The sequence below is a fragment of the Methyloversatilis sp. RAC08 genome (assembly GCF_001713355.1).
Classification (GTDB): domain Bacteria; phylum Pseudomonadota; class Gammaproteobacteria; order Burkholderiales; family Rhodocyclaceae; genus Methyloversatilis.
Window position 1 is genome coordinate 400,928 of sequence record NZ_CP016448.1, and the last position, 15,470, is coordinate 416,397.

Annotated in this window: 13 protein-coding genes; 4 read left to right on the forward strand and 9 right to left on the reverse strand. The window is 65.7% G+C overall.

The window, feature by feature from the left end; translation table 11 throughout:
* Nucleotide 1 precedes the first annotated feature (1 nt).
* The gene (locus BSY238_RS01890; protein ID WP_069037662.1) at nucleotides 2-1,105 is read right to left on the reverse strand and encodes a transaldolase; all 1,104 of its coding nucleotides are present in this window, start codon (nucleotides 1,103-1,105) and stop codon (nucleotides 2-4) included.
* 144 nt (nucleotides 1,106-1,249) lie between these two features.
* On the reverse strand, nucleotides 1,250-1,918 hold the full coding sequence (locus BSY238_RS01895) for a BON domain-containing protein (RefSeq protein ID WP_069037663.1): 669 nt from the start codon (nucleotides 1,916-1,918) through the stop codon (nucleotides 1,250-1,252).
* A gap of 257 nt (nucleotides 1,919-2,175) precedes the next feature.
* Between BSY238_RS01895 and BSY238_RS01900 the strand changes: the two genes are divergently transcribed.
* Nucleotides 2,176-3,045, forward strand: coding sequence for a transglutaminase-like domain-containing protein (locus BSY238_RS01900; RefSeq protein WP_069037664.1), 870 nt, complete (start codon nucleotides 2,176-2,178; stop codon nucleotides 3,043-3,045).
* 346 nt (nucleotides 3,046-3,391) lie between these two features.
* On the opposite strand, the gene BSY238_RS01905 is transcribed toward BSY238_RS01900, so the two are convergent.
* On the reverse strand, nucleotides 3,392-4,186 hold the full coding sequence (locus BSY238_RS01905; RefSeq protein ID WP_083223874.1) for a universal stress protein: 795 nt from the start codon (nucleotides 4,184-4,186) through the stop codon (nucleotides 3,392-3,394).
* 2 nt (nucleotides 4,187-4,188) lie between these two features.
* Nucleotides 4,189-5,670 carry a SulP family inorganic anion transporter gene (locus BSY238_RS01910; protein ID WP_069037666.1) on the reverse strand — a complete coding sequence of 494 codons (1,482 nt, stop codon included), beginning with the start codon at nucleotides 5,668-5,670 and terminating at the stop codon, nucleotides 4,189-4,191.
* Nucleotides 5,671-6,744: 1,074 nt separating this feature from the next.
* On the opposite strand from BSY238_RS01910, the gene BSY238_RS01915 reads away from it, so the two are divergent.
* Entirely contained in the window at nucleotides 6,745-7,341 is a 597-nt protein-coding gene (locus tag BSY238_RS01915; protein ID WP_069037667.1) for an IMPACT family protein, read from the forward strand.
* A gap of 25 nt (nucleotides 7,342-7,366) precedes the next feature.
* Here BSY238_RS01915 and BSY238_RS01920 read toward each other — a convergent pair whose 3' ends face one another.
* The 3 genes from BSY238_RS01920 to ppsR form a co-directional block, all read right to left on the reverse strand.
* Nucleotides 7,367-8,224, reverse strand: a complete 858-nt coding sequence (locus BSY238_RS01920) for a D-hexose-6-phosphate mutarotase (protein WP_069037668.1) — start codon at nucleotides 8,222-8,224, stop codon at nucleotides 7,367-7,369.
* 20 nt (nucleotides 8,225-8,244) lie between these two features.
* On the reverse strand, nucleotides 8,245-8,676 hold the full coding sequence (locus tag BSY238_RS01925) for a DUF1841 family protein (protein ID WP_069037669.1): 432 nt from the start codon (nucleotides 8,674-8,676) through the stop codon (nucleotides 8,245-8,247).
* A 66-nt stretch (nucleotides 8,677-8,742) separates the two neighbouring features.
* Complete coding sequence (gene ppsR / locus BSY238_RS01930) at nucleotides 8,743-9,555, reverse strand: posphoenolpyruvate synthetase regulatory kinase/phosphorylase PpsR (protein ID WP_069037670.1); 813 nt, start codon at nucleotides 9,553-9,555, stop codon at nucleotides 8,743-8,745.
* A 171-nt stretch (nucleotides 9,556-9,726) separates the two neighbouring features.
* On the opposite strand from ppsR, the gene ppsA reads away from it, so the two are divergent.
* The gene (gene ppsA / locus BSY238_RS01935) at nucleotides 9,727-12,096 is read left to right on the forward strand and encodes a phosphoenolpyruvate synthase (protein ID WP_069037671.1); all 2,370 of its coding nucleotides are present in this window, start codon (nucleotides 9,727-9,729) and stop codon (nucleotides 12,094-12,096) included.
* Between the two features lie 414 nt (nucleotides 12,097-12,510).
* Here the strand turns inward: ppsA and BSY238_RS01940 are convergent, their stop codons facing one another.
* Entirely contained in the window at nucleotides 12,511-13,476 is a 966-nt protein-coding gene (locus BSY238_RS01940; protein ID WP_069037672.1) for an IS110 family transposase, read from the reverse strand.
* A 770-nt stretch (nucleotides 13,477-14,246) separates the two neighbouring features.
* Here BSY238_RS01940 and BSY238_RS01945 point away from each other — a divergent pair.
* A complete protein-coding gene (locus tag BSY238_RS01945) occupies nucleotides 14,247-14,612 on the forward strand; it encodes an REP-associated tyrosine transposase (RefSeq protein WP_236952607.1) in 366 nt (121 codons plus the stop codon).
* Between the two features lie 372 nt (nucleotides 14,613-14,984).
* Here BSY238_RS01945 and BSY238_RS01950 read toward each other — a convergent pair whose 3' ends face one another.
* Complete coding sequence (locus BSY238_RS01950) at nucleotides 14,985-15,188, reverse strand: cold-shock protein (RefSeq protein ID WP_019917894.1); 204 nt, start codon at nucleotides 15,186-15,188, stop codon at nucleotides 14,985-14,987.
* Between the last annotated feature and the right edge of the window lie 282 nt (nucleotides 15,189-15,470).

The window sequence follows — 15,470 nt, forward strand, 5'->3', positions numbered from 1 at the left end:
GTCAAGAGACGGCCACCCGGGGCATGAGGACGGGGCCGGGGCTGGCGCGACTGTCGATGCGCTTGAGCAGTTGCCGCCAGGCCTTGGCGAACGAGCCCACGCCATCGCGCTGAAGTCGGTCTGCGAGCAGTGCGACCTTCACGCCTGCGACGTCGATGCGCGCGATCACCGCATCGCAGTCGCCGCCGTCGTCCGGCATGGCGGGCTGCGGCCGGCCATGATCGGCGAACGCGAGCAAGGTCGCTTCGGGCAAGGTGTTGATGCTGCCGGGCGCGATCAGCGCATCGACATACAGGGTGTCGGCTACGGCCGGATCCTTGCTGCCGGTGCTGGCCCACAGCAGGCGCTGTGGCAGGGCACCGCTCGCCACTGCAGCCTGCCAGCGCGGCGATGCCTGCGTATCGACATGGCTGCGCCAGACCTGGCGGGCGACGGCGATGCCGAGCCTGTTCTGCAGCGACACCGAAATCACGCTGTTGGCCGCCACATCCCAGCGGCTGACGAACAGCGATGCCACGGTGGCGATTTTCGGATCGAGCCCGGCCGCGATGCGCCGCTCGATGCCGCGCAGGCAGGCGTCGTTGGCGGCCAGATACTGCTCGCGCGAAAAGAGCAGCGTCACGTTGACCGGAATGCCGGCGAACACGGTCTGTTCGATGGCCGGCAAGCCTTCCGGCGTACCCGGAATCTTCACCAGCAGATTGGCGCACGCCGCGTCGGCATGGATCTGCCGCGCCGCGGCGACCGTTGCAGCACTGTCGGCAGCGAGCAGCGGCGACACCTCCATCGACACCCAGCCGTCGGCATGACCGCTGGCGTCGAAGCAGGGTTGCAACAGCGCCGCCGCGCGCCGGAGGTCGGCCAGCGCCAGCCCGGCAAACAGCGCTTCGCCGGACAGGCCGTCGCGCGCAGCGGCGCGGATGTCTTCGTCGTAGGCACTCCCCTCACCCAGCGCAGCGTCGAAAATGGCCGGATTCGACGTCAGACCGGTGATGGCGTACTGCTCGATGTAGCGCGCCAGCCGGCCGTCATCGATCAGGCCGCGGCTGATGCTGTCCAGCCAGAGACTCTGGCCGGCGTCGCGCACGTGCTGTAGTGCCGTCATGCAGGCTCCCCCGTTGATCACTTCGGCCTGCCGGGCAAGGCTTCCCGACAGCACTCGTTCGGGCCAGCCTGCGCGGACTGCACTGGCTGGTCTGTGCGCTGACGCACCCGCAGCGATGCGCTGCGGGCGGCGGCTTCATGCGGCTCAGGCGGCGATGGTGATGTGGTCGACCACCTTGTTCACGCCGGCCGCGCTCCATGCGGCACGCCGCGCCAGTTCACGCTCCCCAGCGCTCGCAACCTGACCGGTCAGCGTGGCCTGCGACCCCTTCACGGCGACATCGACAGGCGTGGCGCCGGCACTCGCGCAACGCTTCAGTGCAGCGGCGATGTCCGACTGCACCGTGTCGTTGCACGAGCGCGGCGTGAGCACCAGATTGTTGCTGACGTCGGTCACGCCCTGCAGCCGGCTCACGGCAGCGTTGGCGGCATCGATCTGGTAGGCCCAGACCACATCGCCGTTGAGCGACATCATGCCGTTGTCGACCTTGACCTTGATCGAACCCTTCGGCAGACCGGCCATCCAGTACAGCGCGATCTCGGCATTGCGGGCCACTTCGGTGTCGTCCCGACCTTCGCCCTTGGCCAGTTCGACCTTGATTTCGGACACCAGCGATGCGACGCCCGATACGCGCTGTGCGGCGCACCCGGCGTGCCACTTGTCGGCAAACGTGGTCGTGTGGCCGCCCAGCGTCACGACGCCGTCCTTGACGCGCACGCTGACGTCATCCGCCTTGATCGACGGATCCCAGCTCAGTTCGGCCTGCACGTCGGCCAGCAGTTGCGCATCGGTCTTCTTGTTGGCGTTCTTCATGTTGTTGTCTTTCCTCGTTGTTCGAGCGAGGACTGTGGGCGTGCCGCGGACCGGTGTATGTACGGCGGCACGCATATCGGGCCGGCTCGTGTCACCACGGGCACTGTTCGCCAGCGCACGGAAACACGCCGTGGCACGCGTCATGCTTCGCCCCGGGTGGTGCTGTAAACAATGCGTTGCTCGCCATCCGCCGTGTTTCCCTCTTTCCGACAACCTCCCGGGTCGCGCACGCGACCCCACCCCGCGGAGCCCGCACCATGATCCGCATCGAACTGCAGATTGAACTGAACTACCAGATCGACTTCCAGGGCGCCGACTTCGTTTTCAACATCCATGTCGCGCAAACTGCCAGTCAGACCGTGTCGGGCGAAACCCTGACGCTGAGCCAGGCGGTCGAGCCGCACATCCACGCCGATCCGCTGACCGGCAACCGCTACATGCGGCTGCGCGCCGAACCCGGGCCGCTCACCGTTTCATACCAGGCGACCGTCGATCTGGTGCATCACTGGGCCGACCCGGCACAACTGGCCGAAGTGCCGGTGCACCGCCTGCCGCCCGAAGTCATGGGCTACATCTACCCCAGCCGCTATTGCCAGTCCGACCGGCTGATCCGGCTGGCGACGCGCGAATTCGGCAGCATGTGGCAGGGCCACAGCCGCGTGCAGGCGATCCGCGACTGGGTGCTGAGCCACGTCGCCTTCACGTCGAACAGCTCGAATTCGAGCACGTCCGCGGTCGACACCGTGATCGAACGCGTCGGCATCTGCCGCGATTTCGCCCACCTGATGATCGCGCTGTGCCGCGCCATCAACATTCCGGCCCGCTTCGTGACCGGCACCGACTACGGCGCCGACCCGATACTCGGCCCGCCGGACTTCCATGCCTATGTCGAGGTGTATCTGGGCGACCGCTGGTACATCTTCGATCCGTCCGGCACCGCCATCCCGATGGGACTGGTGCGCCTGGGCACCGGCCGCGACGCCGCCGACGTCGCCTTCGCCACGATTTTCGGTGGCGTGCTGTCGCAAGCCCCGTTCATCCGCGCCACCGCAATCGACGATCCGTCGCGAAACATGATGCTGCCGCAGCACTGCAGCGAAGCACTGTCGACCGACGGCATCCGCTGAACGCAGGCCGGGCCCCGCACCGCGATCCGGACATCGCCAGGGGCGTAGGCCGGCAAGCGCGCTGCTTACCTTTGTGGGAGCGGCGGCCTCGCCGCGATACTCACTTTGCAATGCGACCATCAAGGCACTGATCGCGGCGGGGCCGCCGCTCCCACAGGGGTTGCTCCCTCAGGGCGTTGCTCTCTTTGTGGGAGCGGCGGCCTCGCCGCGATACTCACTCTGCAATGCGACCATCAAGGCACGATCGCGGCGGGGCCGCCGCTCCCACAGGCCGCCGCTCCCACAGAGGCCGCTCATGCTGCGGCCTGTAACCGATCATTGCGGCGCTGCGCACCGATCGGCTTGATCAGCGCAGCGGCGAGTGACTCCAGGCGCCCATCACCAGCAGGTCCATGGCCTCGTTCGCGGCGTACTGCGCAATCACCTGTTCCGGGTCGCCCGGAATGATGCGGCCGCTCGCGGTCAGGCCGCCGGCGCTCAGCGTGGCGCAAGCCTGGTCGATATCTTTCGGTGCCCCCGGACGCTCGGGACCGGACATCAGCACATGCACGTCAAGACCGCGCAACAGCGGACTGGCGGCCAGCATGTCGATGCCGCGCCGGGTGATGCCGCCGCCGTCGTAGGCCACCAGCACCTTCTGCGGCGCACGGAACGCGTCGGTGACGGTGAGGATGGGCCGTGTCAGCGCACGCACCACACGTTCGACATTGCGGCCGAGGTCGCGCTGTGTGGTCGCTGCCGATTCACCGCGCCGGCCGATCACCAGCAGGCGAACGTCCTGCTGCTGTTCGACCAGTGTTTCCTCCAGTTCGCCATAACGCTGGCGGGTGTCGATGCAGCCGGCACCCGCACCGGCGGCACGCTCGCGCAGCCGGTTCAGGAACACGCGCCCCTGCTCGCGCGCGGCGCGGGCAAAGGCGGCGTCGTGTTCGCTCAGTTCGGTGAGCAACGCCTCCTGCGCGCCGACGCCGATACTGCCGCTGTGATCCTTGCCCGAGCCGCGCTCGGGGTGGCGGTCGATCACATGCAGGAATTCCAGCGGCGCGTCGAGCCGCTGTGCCGCCCACGCGGCGTAGTCGGCGACATGGTCGGCCCAGGGCGACTGGTCGACGCAGGCGAGCACCTTGTTGTCCATATTCATGATCAGTGACCTCCCATCAGCATGTCGGCGCCATCCTTGTCATGCACGGCGAACCGGTCCACCAGCGTGGCGCTGGCTTCGTTCATGCCGATCACCTCGACGTCGGTGCCTTCGCGACGGAACTTGATCACCACCTTGTCGAGCGCGCTGATCGCGGTGATGTCCCAGAAATGCGCGCGGCTGACGTCGATGCGCACGCGATCGATCACTTCGCGGTAGTCGAAGGCCGCAACGAAGCGGTCAGCCGAAGCGAAGAACACCTGGCCACTGATTAGATACGTACGTTCACGACCTTCGTCGCCGGTCTGCGACGTGATGTGCAGGATGCGACCGACCTTGTGCGCGAAGAAGAAGCCCGACAGCAGCACGCCGACCAGCACGCCCTGCGCGAGGTCGTGCGTCAGCACGGTCATCACCGTAGTCGCGACCATCACCACACTAGAACTGGCCGGGTGCTCGCGCAGGTTGCGCAGCGAGCTCCAGCTGAAGGTGCCGATGGACACCATGATCATCACCGCCACCAGCGCCGCCATCGGGATGCGCGCCACCCAGTCGCCCGCGAACACCACCAGAATCAGCAGCACCACACCGGCGGTCAGCGCCGAAAGACGCCCGCGGCCGCCCGATTTCACGTTGATGACCGACTGGCCGATCATCGCGCATCCGGCCATGCCGCCGATGAAGCCGCTGGCGATATTGGCCACGCCCTGCCCCACGCATTCGCGGTTCTTGTTGCTGTTTGTGTCAGTCAGGTCATCGACGATGGACGCGGTCATCATCGATTCCAGCAGCCCGACCACGGCCAGCGTCAGCGCGTACGGGAAGATGATGCGCAGGGTGTCGAAATTCAGCGGCACGTCGGGCAGCAGGAACACCGGCAGGCTGTCCGGCAGCTCACCCATGTCGCCCACGGTGCGGATGTCCAGATCGAGCGCTATCGCCACCGCGGTCAGCACGACGATGGTGACCAGCGGTGACGGCACGGCCTTCGTGACGTAGGGGAACAGATAGATGATGCCCAGCCCGGCGGCCGTCATCGCATACACCTGCCAGCCGACGCCGGTCAGTTCCGGCAGTTGCGCCATGAAGATGAGAATGGCCAGCGCATTGACGAAGCCGGTGATGACCGAGCGCGACACGAAGCGCATCAGCGCCCCCAACCGGAACACGCCGGCCACGATCTGCAGCACACCCGTGAGCAATGTGGCCGCCAGCAGGTACTGAAGCCCGTGCTCCTTCACCAGCAACACCATGACCAGTGCCATAGCGCCGGTGGCCGCCGAAATCATGCCCGGCCGACCGCCGACGAAGGCAATCACGGTGGCGATGCAGAAGGAGGCGTAGAGCCCGACCTTGGGATCGACGCCAGCAATAATGGAAAAGGCGATCGCCTCGGGAATCAGTGCCAGCGCGACCACGAGGCCGGCCAGCAGATCGTTGCGCACATTGGACAACCAGTCCTGGCGCAGTGTTTTGAGCGACATATGAATCCTGAAGTTATTTGCGCTCCGCCTGCACGGGACGGGAGCACGCACCTGCCTGCGGCGGTGCGGCACGAATATCGAAGGGGGAGGAACGGACACGGCGCCCGCAATCAGGGCGCCGGCAGCAGCGCTGAAACGCTATGGCGGACCGGCGTGACGCAGGTCGGAGACAAGAAGTTCTTGTTGCATGGCAACATTGTAACTGAGGTTCTCAGGTGTGCAGAACCAGCCGCAGGCCACCGCTACAACCGGGGGTCGCTCTCCGGCACATCGGCACATCGGCCGGCAAGCGCGCTGCTACTTTCTGTGGGAGCGGCGGCCTCGCCGCGATGCTCACGCTGCAATGCGACCATCAAGGCACTGATCGCGGCGGGGCCGCCGCTCCCACAGGCCGCTGCTCCCACTGGGCGCTGCTCCCACAGAAGTCACTCCGATGCAGACCGCTCGCAAGACCCTCCCGCATATCGGCGCGTAGGCCGGCAAGCGCGCTGCTTTCTTTGTGGGAGCGGCGGCCTCGCCGCGATGCTCACGCTGCAATGCGACCATCAAGGCACGATCGCGGCGGGGCCGCCGCTCCCACAGGGGTTGCTCACTCAGGCCGCTGCTCCCACAGAAGTCCCTCCGATGCAGACCGCGCTCACGACCCTCCGGCATATCGGCGCGTAGGCCGGCAAGCGCGCTGCTTTCTTTGTGGGAGCGGCGGCCTCGCCGCGATGCTCACTCTGCAATGTGACCATCAAGGCACTGATCGCGGCGGGGCCGCCGCTCCCACAGGCCGCCGCTCCCACTGGGCGCTGCTCCCACAGAAGTCACTCCGATGCAGACCGCTCGCACGACCCTCCGGCATATCGGCGCGTAGGCCGGCAAGCGCGCTGCTTTCTTTGTGGGAGCGGCGGCCTCGCCGCGATACTCACTTTGCAATGCGACCATCAAGGCACGATCGCGGCGGGGCCGCCGCTCCCACAGGCCGCCGCTCCCACAGGGGTCGCTCACACAGGGCGCTGCTCCCACAGGCCGCCATTCCCACAAAGGCCGATTCCACAAGGTCGGGTGCTGCCGGTAAGCTGCGCCGCCATGCCGAACACCCTTGCCGCCGCGGTTCACAGCGAACTGCTCATCAAGAAGAGCCGCTTCATCGGTTGCGTCGAGCCGATGCGCGACCGCGCGGCGGCGCAGGCGCGGGTGATCGAGCTGTGGCGGCAGCATCCGGGGGCGACGCATGTGTGCTGGGCGCTGCTGGCGGGCGGACAGTCGGCGGCGGTCGATGACGGCGAACCCAGCGGCACGGCCGGGCGGCCGATGCTCGAAGTGCTGCGCCATCAGGATCTGGAAGGCGTGCTGGCGACCGTGGTGCGCTACTACGGTGGCATCAATCTCGGTGCTGGCGGTCTGGTGCGCGCCTACACCGACGCGGTGGCGCAGGCGCTGCTTTCCGCGACCAAGGTGCCGCTGACCCGCCGCATCACGCTGCGCTGCACCCTGCCCTATGCGCTCGAAGGCACGGTGCGGCGCGAGATCGATGCGGCTGGCGCGACGCTGGGCACGGTGAGCCATGGCTCGCTGGTCGACATGCGCATCGAGCTGCCTGAGCCCGCCGCAGCGGCTTTCATGGCGCGCCTGAACGACGTCACGCAAGGCCGCATCGGCTGGATCCGCGACGACGCCGACTGAGCGTCCGCCCCGTGCAGCTTTTCCCTCAGGCGGAAACCAGCGTATGCAGGCCGCTCCACAGCGCGCCGGGCGCCAGTTCGAGCGGCTTCTCGGCCAGCGCCGGTTCGAGGCAAAGGAAATGGCGGAAGTCGCGATCCGGGACGTCGGGCAGCGCGCGGCACTTGTGTTCCCACGGGTTCCACACGACGAGGTCCGGAAAGCCGGTGCTCTGCAGACCGAGTGCGCGGCCGGGTTCGTTCAGCACGACGCTGTCGGGCGCGCCGACGTACACGCGGTCGATTTCGTCCTCGACCACCACCGCATCGAATTTGTCCTGCGTCGCCCGGTCACCTGCGGTCGCGTCCAGGTAGCGCTTGCCGCGCAGGCCTTCGACGCGGCAGTTCTCGACTTCGCCGACACGAAGATAAGTGTGCAGCGCGGCGGCGAACGCGAAGGGCGCATCCCCGGTGTTTTCGGCGCTCAGTTCGAGATCGAGCCGGTTGCCGCTCAGCATCACGGTCAGTTCGAGCAGGAAGGCATGCGGCCACAGTGCGCGCGTGGCGTCGTCGTCCTGCAGTGTCAGCGTCACGGTGACGAAATCGGCGGCCGCCCGCTGTTCGGTCACTTGCCACACCCGGGTGCGCGCGAAGCCGTGGCGCGGCCCGTCACCACGCGCCGCGAACTGCGGAAAGATGACCGGAATGCCGCCGCGGATCGCCGCCTGCCCGTCGAAGCGCGCATCGGGCGACAGATAGAGCCGCTCCTTGCCGCCGGCCGGCACCCACGACAGGATGTGACCGCCGAACAGGCTGACGACGCAGCGCGCGCCGTCGGCTGCTTCGAGCGACAGCGCGGGCTGACCGTGGAATTCGGTGGGAAGGATGAGTCCGGTCTTGTCGGTCATGGTGTCGTCAAAGTAAGAATTCAGTCGTCGAGCCCGGCCCGCACGCAGGCCACATAGGCCGCGCCGTCGGGCGGCTGGCGGTCGCGCTGGGCGCGCCAGATGCTCTCGCCCAGACAGTCGAGCACCCGGTGCAGCGCCTCGTGTTCGTCACCCATCTTCGCGCGCTGCGCCTCGAAGGCGGCGCGCAGCCCTGGCGGCTGGTCGATCGCCAGCTGTTCCTCGATCGCCAGATGCAGCGACAGGTGCAGGAAGGGGTTCGTCTCACCCAGCTCGGGCGGATATTCGCGCGTCAGCGCGCGTTCGCCCTGGTCGAGCAGCGCGTGGTACTCCGGATGGCGGCCGATCAGCGTCAGCGCGATGGTTTCCATCTGCGTCAGCGGCTGGCCGCTGTGGCGCTTGGCCCAGGTGTCGAGAAAGAACTGCCGGGCCTGGTCGCGGGTGGGATTGAACATGGGGCGGCGCGGGATCGTGCGGGGCGGCCATTGCACCACAAAGCACCGCAAAGCAACACCAAGGCGTCAGCTGTCGTCCTCGACATGCACCGCCTGCAGCACCACGGCGGCAATCTCCTCGATCGACTTGTGCGTCGATTCCAGCCAGCGTATGCCTTCCATGCGCATCAGCTTCTGCGCCGCATCGACTTCGTAGCGGCAGTTGGACAGCGAGGCGTACTGGCTGCCGCGCCGGCGCTCTTCGCGGATCTGCGACAGACGCTCGGGCGCGATCGTCAGGCCGAACAGCTTGCTGCGGTGCTTCACCAGTTCGGTCGGCAGCTTGCCGCGCTCGAAATCTTCCGGAATCAGCGGGTAATTGGCGACCTTCACGCCGAACTGCATCGCCATGTACAGGCTGGTCGGCGTCTTGCCCGAGCGCGACACGCCGACCAGGATCACGTCGGCCTTTTCCAGCTCCTTGTGCGACATGCCATCATCGTGCGCCAGCGAAAAATTGATCGCCTCGATGCGGTTCTGGTAATCGGCGCTCTCTTCCAGCCCCTTCTGCCGGCCGACGTTGTGATTGGCGGCCTGCCCCAGTTCATCTTCAAGCGGCCCGACGAAGTGCTCGAACAGATCGAGGAACAGCGCGTCGGCCTGTCGCACGGTGCGCGCCACCTCGGCATTGACGATGGACGTGACCACGATGGGCCGCACGCCGTCACGCATCTGCGACTCGGTGATGCGTTCGACACAGTCGAGCGCGTTGTCGACCGAATCGACGAAGGGCACGCGGGTGTGCCGGAACTTCACGCCCTCGAACTGCGAAAGCAGGCTGCGGCCGAGCGTTTCGGCGGTGATGCCGGTGCTGTCGGAAATGAAGAAGACGGTTCTCATGATGTGTTCTGATCCAGTTCGGTGCGCAAACCGCACAGTCGGCGCAAAATTTTCCGCAGTGCACCACCGACATTAACTAAAATACCGCGTTTCCGCGCACCCATCCGGTGCATCGGAAGACTGCACGGTCGCCGCAACAAGCGATCGCCCCTTGTTCAAGAGAGGATACCCATGTCTCGCTACGTCATCCCGTTCGAACAGCTGCGCATGACCGACGTCGAAAGCGTCGGTGGCAAGAATGCGTCACTGGGCGAAATGATCAGCCAGTTGCCCAAGTCAGTGCGCGTACCCGGCGGCTTTGCCACCACGGCAGAGGCCTTCCGCGAGTTTCTCGCACAGGACGCGCTGGCCGATCGCATCCACGCCGCACTCGAGGCGCTGGATGTGGATGACGTGAATGCACTCGCGCGCACCGGCGCGCAGATCCGTCAGTGGATGATGGACACGCCCTTCCCGGCCGCACTAGAAGCCGGCATCCGCGCGTCGTACGCCGAACTCGATGCCGCCGGCAACGGCTCGTTCGCGGTACGCAGCTCGGCCACCGCCGAAGACCTGCCCGATGCCTCCTTCGCCGGCCAGCAGGAAACCTTCCTGAACATATCCGGCATCGACAACGTGCTGCATGCGATCCGCGAAGTGTTCGCGTCGCTCTACAACGACCGCGCGATCAGCTACCGCGCGCACAAGGGCTTCATGCACGCGGGAGTCGCGCTGTCGGCGGGCGTGCAGCGCATGGTGCGCTCCGACAAGGGCGCTGCCGGCGTCATGTTCACGCTCGACACCGAATCGGGTTTCCGCGACGTCGTGTTCATCACGTCCAGCTATGGTCTGGGCGAAACCGTCGTGCAAGGCGCGGTCAATCCGGACGAGTTCTACGTGCACAAGCCCATGCTGGCCCAGGGTCGCCCGGCGGTCATCCGCCGCAACCTCGGCAGCAAGATGATCAAGATGGAATTCACCGCCAGTGCGTCGGCCGGCCGCAGCGTGCAGACCGTCGATGTGACCGACGCCGACCGCCAGCGCTTTTCGCTGACCGACGAACAGGTGCTCGAACTGGCGCGCTACGCGATGACGATCGAGGGTCACTACGGTCGCCCGATGGACATCGAGTGGGGCCTGGACGGCATCGACAGCCAGCTCTACATCCTGCAGGCGCGCCCGGAAACCGTGAAGTCGCACGAATCCGGCATGACGCAGCATAAATTCCGCCTGAAGCAGTACGGCAAGGTGCTGGCCAGCGGCCGCGCCATCGGCCAGAAGATCGGCGCCGGCCCGGTGCGCATCGTCGAAAGCGCTACCGAGATGGACAAGGTGCAGGCCGGCGACGTGCTCGTCACCGACATGACCGACCCGAACTGGGAACCGGTCATGAAGAAGGCCGCCGCCATCGTGACCAACCGCGGCGGGCGCACCTGCCACGCCGCCATCATCGCGCGCGAACTGGGCATTCCGGCCATCGTCGGCTGCGGCGACGCGACCGAAACGCTGACCGAGGGCGAACTGGTGACCGCCAGCTGCGCCGAGGGCGACACCGGCAACATCTATCGCGGCCGGCTGGATTTCGAAGTGGTCACGTCCGATCTGTCGAACCTGCCCGATCTCGATCTGAAGATCATGATGAACGTCGGCAATCCCGAACTGGCCTTCGATTTCGCGCAGCTGCCGAACGAAGGTGTGGGTCTGGCGCGGCTCGAATTCGTCATCAACAACACGATCGGCATCCACCCGAAGGCCATCCTCGAAATCGACCAGGCACCGGCCCGGCTGCGCGATGAGATCCGCCGCCGCGCTCGCGGCTACGCGAATCCGGAAACCTTCTTCGTCGACAAGCTGGTCGAAGGTGTGGCCACCATCGGCGCTGCCTTCTGGCCCAAGCCGGTCATCGTGCGCCTGTCGGATTTCAAGTCGAACGAATACAAGAAGCTGCTCGGCGGCGACATCTACGAGCCGGACGAAGAAAACCCGATGCTCGGCTTCCGCGGCGCGTCGCGCTACATCGCGCACAGCTTCCGCGACTGCTTCGAACTGGAATGCCGCGCCATGCGCTACGTGCGCAACGAGCTCGGCCTGACCAACGTCGAAATCATGGTGCCCTTCGTACGCAATCTGGGCGAAGCGGCCGAAGTCGTTAAGCTGCTCGGCGAGCACGGCCTGAAGCGCGGCGAGAACGGCCTGCGCCTCATCATGATGTGCGAGATTCCGTCGAACGCGCTGCTGGCAGAGCAGTTCCTCGAGTACTTCGACGGCTTCTCGATCGGATCGAACGACCTGACCCAGCTCACGCTCGGCCTCGACCGCGACTCCGGCCTCGTCGCCGGCGCCTTCGACGAACGCGACCCGGCGGTCAAGATGCTGCTGTCGATGGCCATCCGCACCGCCAACCGCCTCGGCAAGTACGTAGGCATCTGCGGCCAGGGCCCGTCGGACCACGCCGATTTCGCACTGTGGCTGATGGACGAAGGCATCCAGAGCATGTCGCTGAACCCCGACACCGTCGTCGAAACCTGGCTCAAGCTCGCCGCCCACGCCAAAGAGAAGTAAGCACCGCAGCACCTTCACGCGCGACGAGCGGCGCTGCTTGGTCGGTGGGCATCACGACGCTGGGCGCTCGGGCTGAGGTGATTGCGACGCTGGACGCTCTGGCTGTGGCTATCGCGATGCTGGACGCTCCAGCTGTGGCTATCGCGATGCTGGACGCTCCAGCTGTGGGAGCGGCGGCCCCGCCGCGATACGCACTTTGCACGGCGATGGTCGCGGCACGATCGCGGCGAGGCCGCCGCTCCCACAGGCCGCCGCTCCCACAAGAAGCTCGCGGCTCGCCAGCCGCACCGGCGCTGCTTCCGTCAGGATCGATGCAACAGGCGATCGCTCCAGAAGTTCTGCCTGCGAGATTCCCGATGCAGGATGCTCCAGCTGTGGCTATCGCGATGCTGGACGCTCCAGCTGTGGGAGATTCTATGTCTGAGCACAAGTGTTTTTGTGCTCCCTGGGTTGGTATTGCGAGCCGGTTTTCATGAGAGAGAACGCAACGCGAGCGATCTTTCTCGCGAGTGCGACGAGGGCCTGAGTGCAGGAGAATCCGCGAGCGATGCAGGCCTGATAGAAGGGTTTCCAGGTGGCTGAGCGGCTGGCTGCCATGGCGGCGTTGTGCAGGAGTCGGCGCACCTCCGGGTCGCCCTTTTTGCTCAGGGTGCCGCGGGCGTTCTGGTTTCCCGATTGGCGCACGCACACATCGAGCCCGAGATAGGCGATGAAGGCGTCTGCGCTTTTGAAGGCGCCCCGATGGAAGGTCGCGCACAAGGCGGCGGCGCTCAGCGGACCGACGCCTTCGATACCCTGGCAGCGGCGGTGATCGTCGATCCAGTCGCTGGCTTTGAGCTTTTCCACGATCTGGGCCTGAATCTGCTGGGCGAGCCGGTCGGCCTTGGCCAGCAAGGCGCGCACCTCGCGCTTGAAGCCGGGCAGATCGAACAGGCTCTGGCGCAAGATGACGGCGGTCCGGACCAGGGTGGCGCGACGACGCAGCAGTTGCTGCACGCGTTGCGTGGCCTCGGGCGGCAGCGTGTAGGGGCGCAGGTGCGAGCCCTCTTTGGCGACGTAGCGGGCGATGAGCCGGGCGTCGATCGGGTCGGTCTTGGCCCGCACGCTGGTGGCGCCGCGGTAGCGCGAGAGGCGGTAGCCGTCGATCAGGTAGAGCGGGTGCCCGGCCTTGATCACGGCGTCGCGCAGCGCGAGGTGGTAGGTGCCGGTGGCCTCGCAGCCGATGTGCAGCGGGCCGCTGGGCAAGGTGCGCAGCCAGGCCCGGATGGCTAGAGGGGTGTTGTCGATGCGCTGCACCGGGCCGTGCTCGCCCAGTGCGATATCGAGGCTGGCTTTGGATACGTCGATGCCGATGTGAATCGGCGAAGGCTGACTTGTCATGAACAGGCGCTCCCGACTAAGGTTTAGGGACTTGTCGGGACTCACCAGGCAATCGCTTGCAGGATATGGTCGATCAGGGCCGGCGAGGGCCGCGTCGATGGATTCCTCATGGGTGCTCGATGGTGAGGGGCGGGACGATATCTCCCACGGTCTGTGCAAAAGCCAGAAGCGGCGTTAGTCCCTCCACCCCGACAAGTTCTCACTACAACTTGCCGAGACAGAACATACAAGCGGCGGCCTCGCCGCGATACGCACTTTGCACGGCGATGGTCGCGGCACGATCGCGGCGAGGCCGCCGCTCCCACAGGCCGCCGCTCCCACAAGAAGCTCGCGGCTCGCCAGCCGCACCGGCGCTGCTTCCGTCAGGATCGATGCAACAGGCGATCGCTCCAGAAGTTCTGCCTGCGGGATTCCCGATGCAGGATGCTCCGGCTGTGGCTATCGCGATGCTAGACGCTCCAGCTTTGGCTATCGCGATGCTGGACGCTCCAGCTGTGGGAGCGGCGGCACCGCCGCGATACGCACTATGCACGGCGATGGTCGCGGCACGATCGCGGCGAGGCCGCCGCTCCCACAGGCCGCTGCTCCCATAAGAAGCTCGCGGCTCGCCAGCCGCATTGCTCACAGATCCAGCGAACGCTTCCCGCGATCTTTTTACCCGTTATGGGTAAATGCGGTCTATTCTCTTTTTCATGAATGAGCTGCCCGCATCGCGACGACTCCGGACGGGCCGGATATCGATTCCGGGCCAGGTTTATCTGGTCACGACCGTGACGCGCGAACGCGAGCCAGTGTTTGGAGATCTGTCCGCGGCACGCCGGGTGATCTGCTCTCTGATGAATTCGGACGCGCGTGGCCATGCCACAACACTGGCGTTCGTACTGATGCCGGATCACCTGCACTGGATGCTGCAGCTCGGCCCTACCTTCAACCTGAGCCGCGTCGTTCAGCAGATGAAGTCATTCAGCGCCCACGCCGCCGGCGCGGCGCTGTGGCAACCGGGATTCCACGACCACGCGCTGCGCCGCGACGAAGACCTCGCCGCGGCTGCGCGCTACCTGGTCGCCAATCCGCTACGCGCGGGTCTTGTGCGGCATGTCGGCGACTACCCCCACTGGGACGCAGTGTGGCTTTGATGAAGTCGCTGCCCGATCGCGCGCGCAAGCCGCGCTGGCGGGAGGTACGCACTGTGGAAAGGAGCGGCGCACTGTGGGAGGGTTGCTCCTCTGTGGGAGGGTTGCTCCTCTGTGGGAGGGTTGCTCCCCTGTGGGAGCGGCGGCCTCGCCGCGATCGTGCCGCGATGGCCGCAGTGCAGAGTGAGTATCGCGGCGAGGCCGCCGCTCCCACAAGGGGCCGCCGCTCCACCAGGATCACCACCGCTCACACAAGAAACATGCACCGCCCCCTAACCAGCTGATCGAAAACCTGCAGACGAAAAAAAAGCGCACTTTGCAGTGCGCTTTTTTCATCGGAGACCGCCTTGCGGCGGTGTCACGCTGCCTGAAGAATCAGAGCGGCTTGATTTCCGAGGCTTGCAGACCCTTCGGGCCGCGGGTCACTTCGAAGGAAACCTTCTGGTTTTCCTGGAGCGACTTGAAGCCGTTGCCTTGAATGGCGGAGAAGTGCGCGAACAGGTCTTCACCACCGTCGTCCGGCGAAATAAAACCAAAACCCTTGGCGTCGTTGAACCACTTAACAGTACCAGTTGCCATTTTCAATTCCTTTGAATACAGATTTAAACAGGCCATCACGTTGTGCAATGACCGTAGTGCAGGGAAACCTCAAGGGGAATATGGCAAGCGGAGTACTGACTTGAAAATCGAGAACCGACGCACAACACGTTCATGCTTGAAATCACCTACAGACGTGCTTATACGGGATTTAACGAAGCGATGCAAATGCTATTTCAACAGCCATCCGCAGGACGGGGTCCGCCGCGGGGCGATGTCCGTCGCGGCATGCGGCGGGATACGCCTTGCGCCCGCAAGATTACC

Coding starts and splice junctions, on each gene's coding strand:
- BSY238_RS01890 (WP_069037662.1), bottom strand. CDS start 1,105: ATGACGGCACTACAGCACGTGCGCGACGCCGGCCAGAGTCTCTGGCTG.
- BSY238_RS01895 (WP_069037663.1), bottom strand. CDS start 1,918: ATGAAGAACGCCAACAAGAAGACCGATGCGCAACTGCTGGCCGACGTG.
- BSY238_RS01950 (WP_019917894.1), bottom strand. CDS start 15,188: ATGGCAACTGGTACTGTTAAGTGGTTCAACGACGCCAAGGGTTTTGGT.
- ppsR (WP_069037670.1), bottom strand. CDS start 9,555: ATGAGAACCGTCTTCTTCATTTCCGACAGCACCGGCATCACCGCCGAA.
- BSY238_RS01905 (WP_083223874.1), bottom strand. CDS start 4,186: ATGAATATGGACAACAAGGTGCTCGCCTGCGTCGACCAGTCGCCCTGG.
- BSY238_RS01915 (WP_069037667.1), top strand. CDS start 6,745: ATGCCGAACACCCTTGCCGCCGCGGTTCACAGCGAACTGCTCATCAAG.
- ppsA (WP_069037671.1), top strand. CDS start 9,727: ATGTCTCGCTACGTCATCCCGTTCGAACAGCTGCGCATGACCGACGTC.
- BSY238_RS01910 (WP_069037666.1), bottom strand. CDS start 5,670: ATGTCGCTCAAAACACTGCGCCAGGACTGGTTGTCCAATGTGCGCAAC.
- BSY238_RS01900 (WP_069037664.1), top strand. CDS start 2,176: ATGATCCGCATCGAACTGCAGATTGAACTGAACTACCAGATCGACTTC.
- BSY238_RS01940 (WP_069037672.1), bottom strand. CDS start 13,476: ATGACAAGTCAGCCTTCGCCGATTCACATCGGCATCGACGTATCCAAA.
- BSY238_RS01925 (WP_069037669.1), bottom strand. CDS start 8,676: ATGTTCAATCCCACCCGCGACCAGGCCCGGCAGTTCTTTCTCGACACC.
- BSY238_RS01920 (WP_069037668.1), bottom strand. CDS start 8,224: ATGACCGACAAGACCGGACTCATCCTTCCCACCGAATTCCACGGTCAG.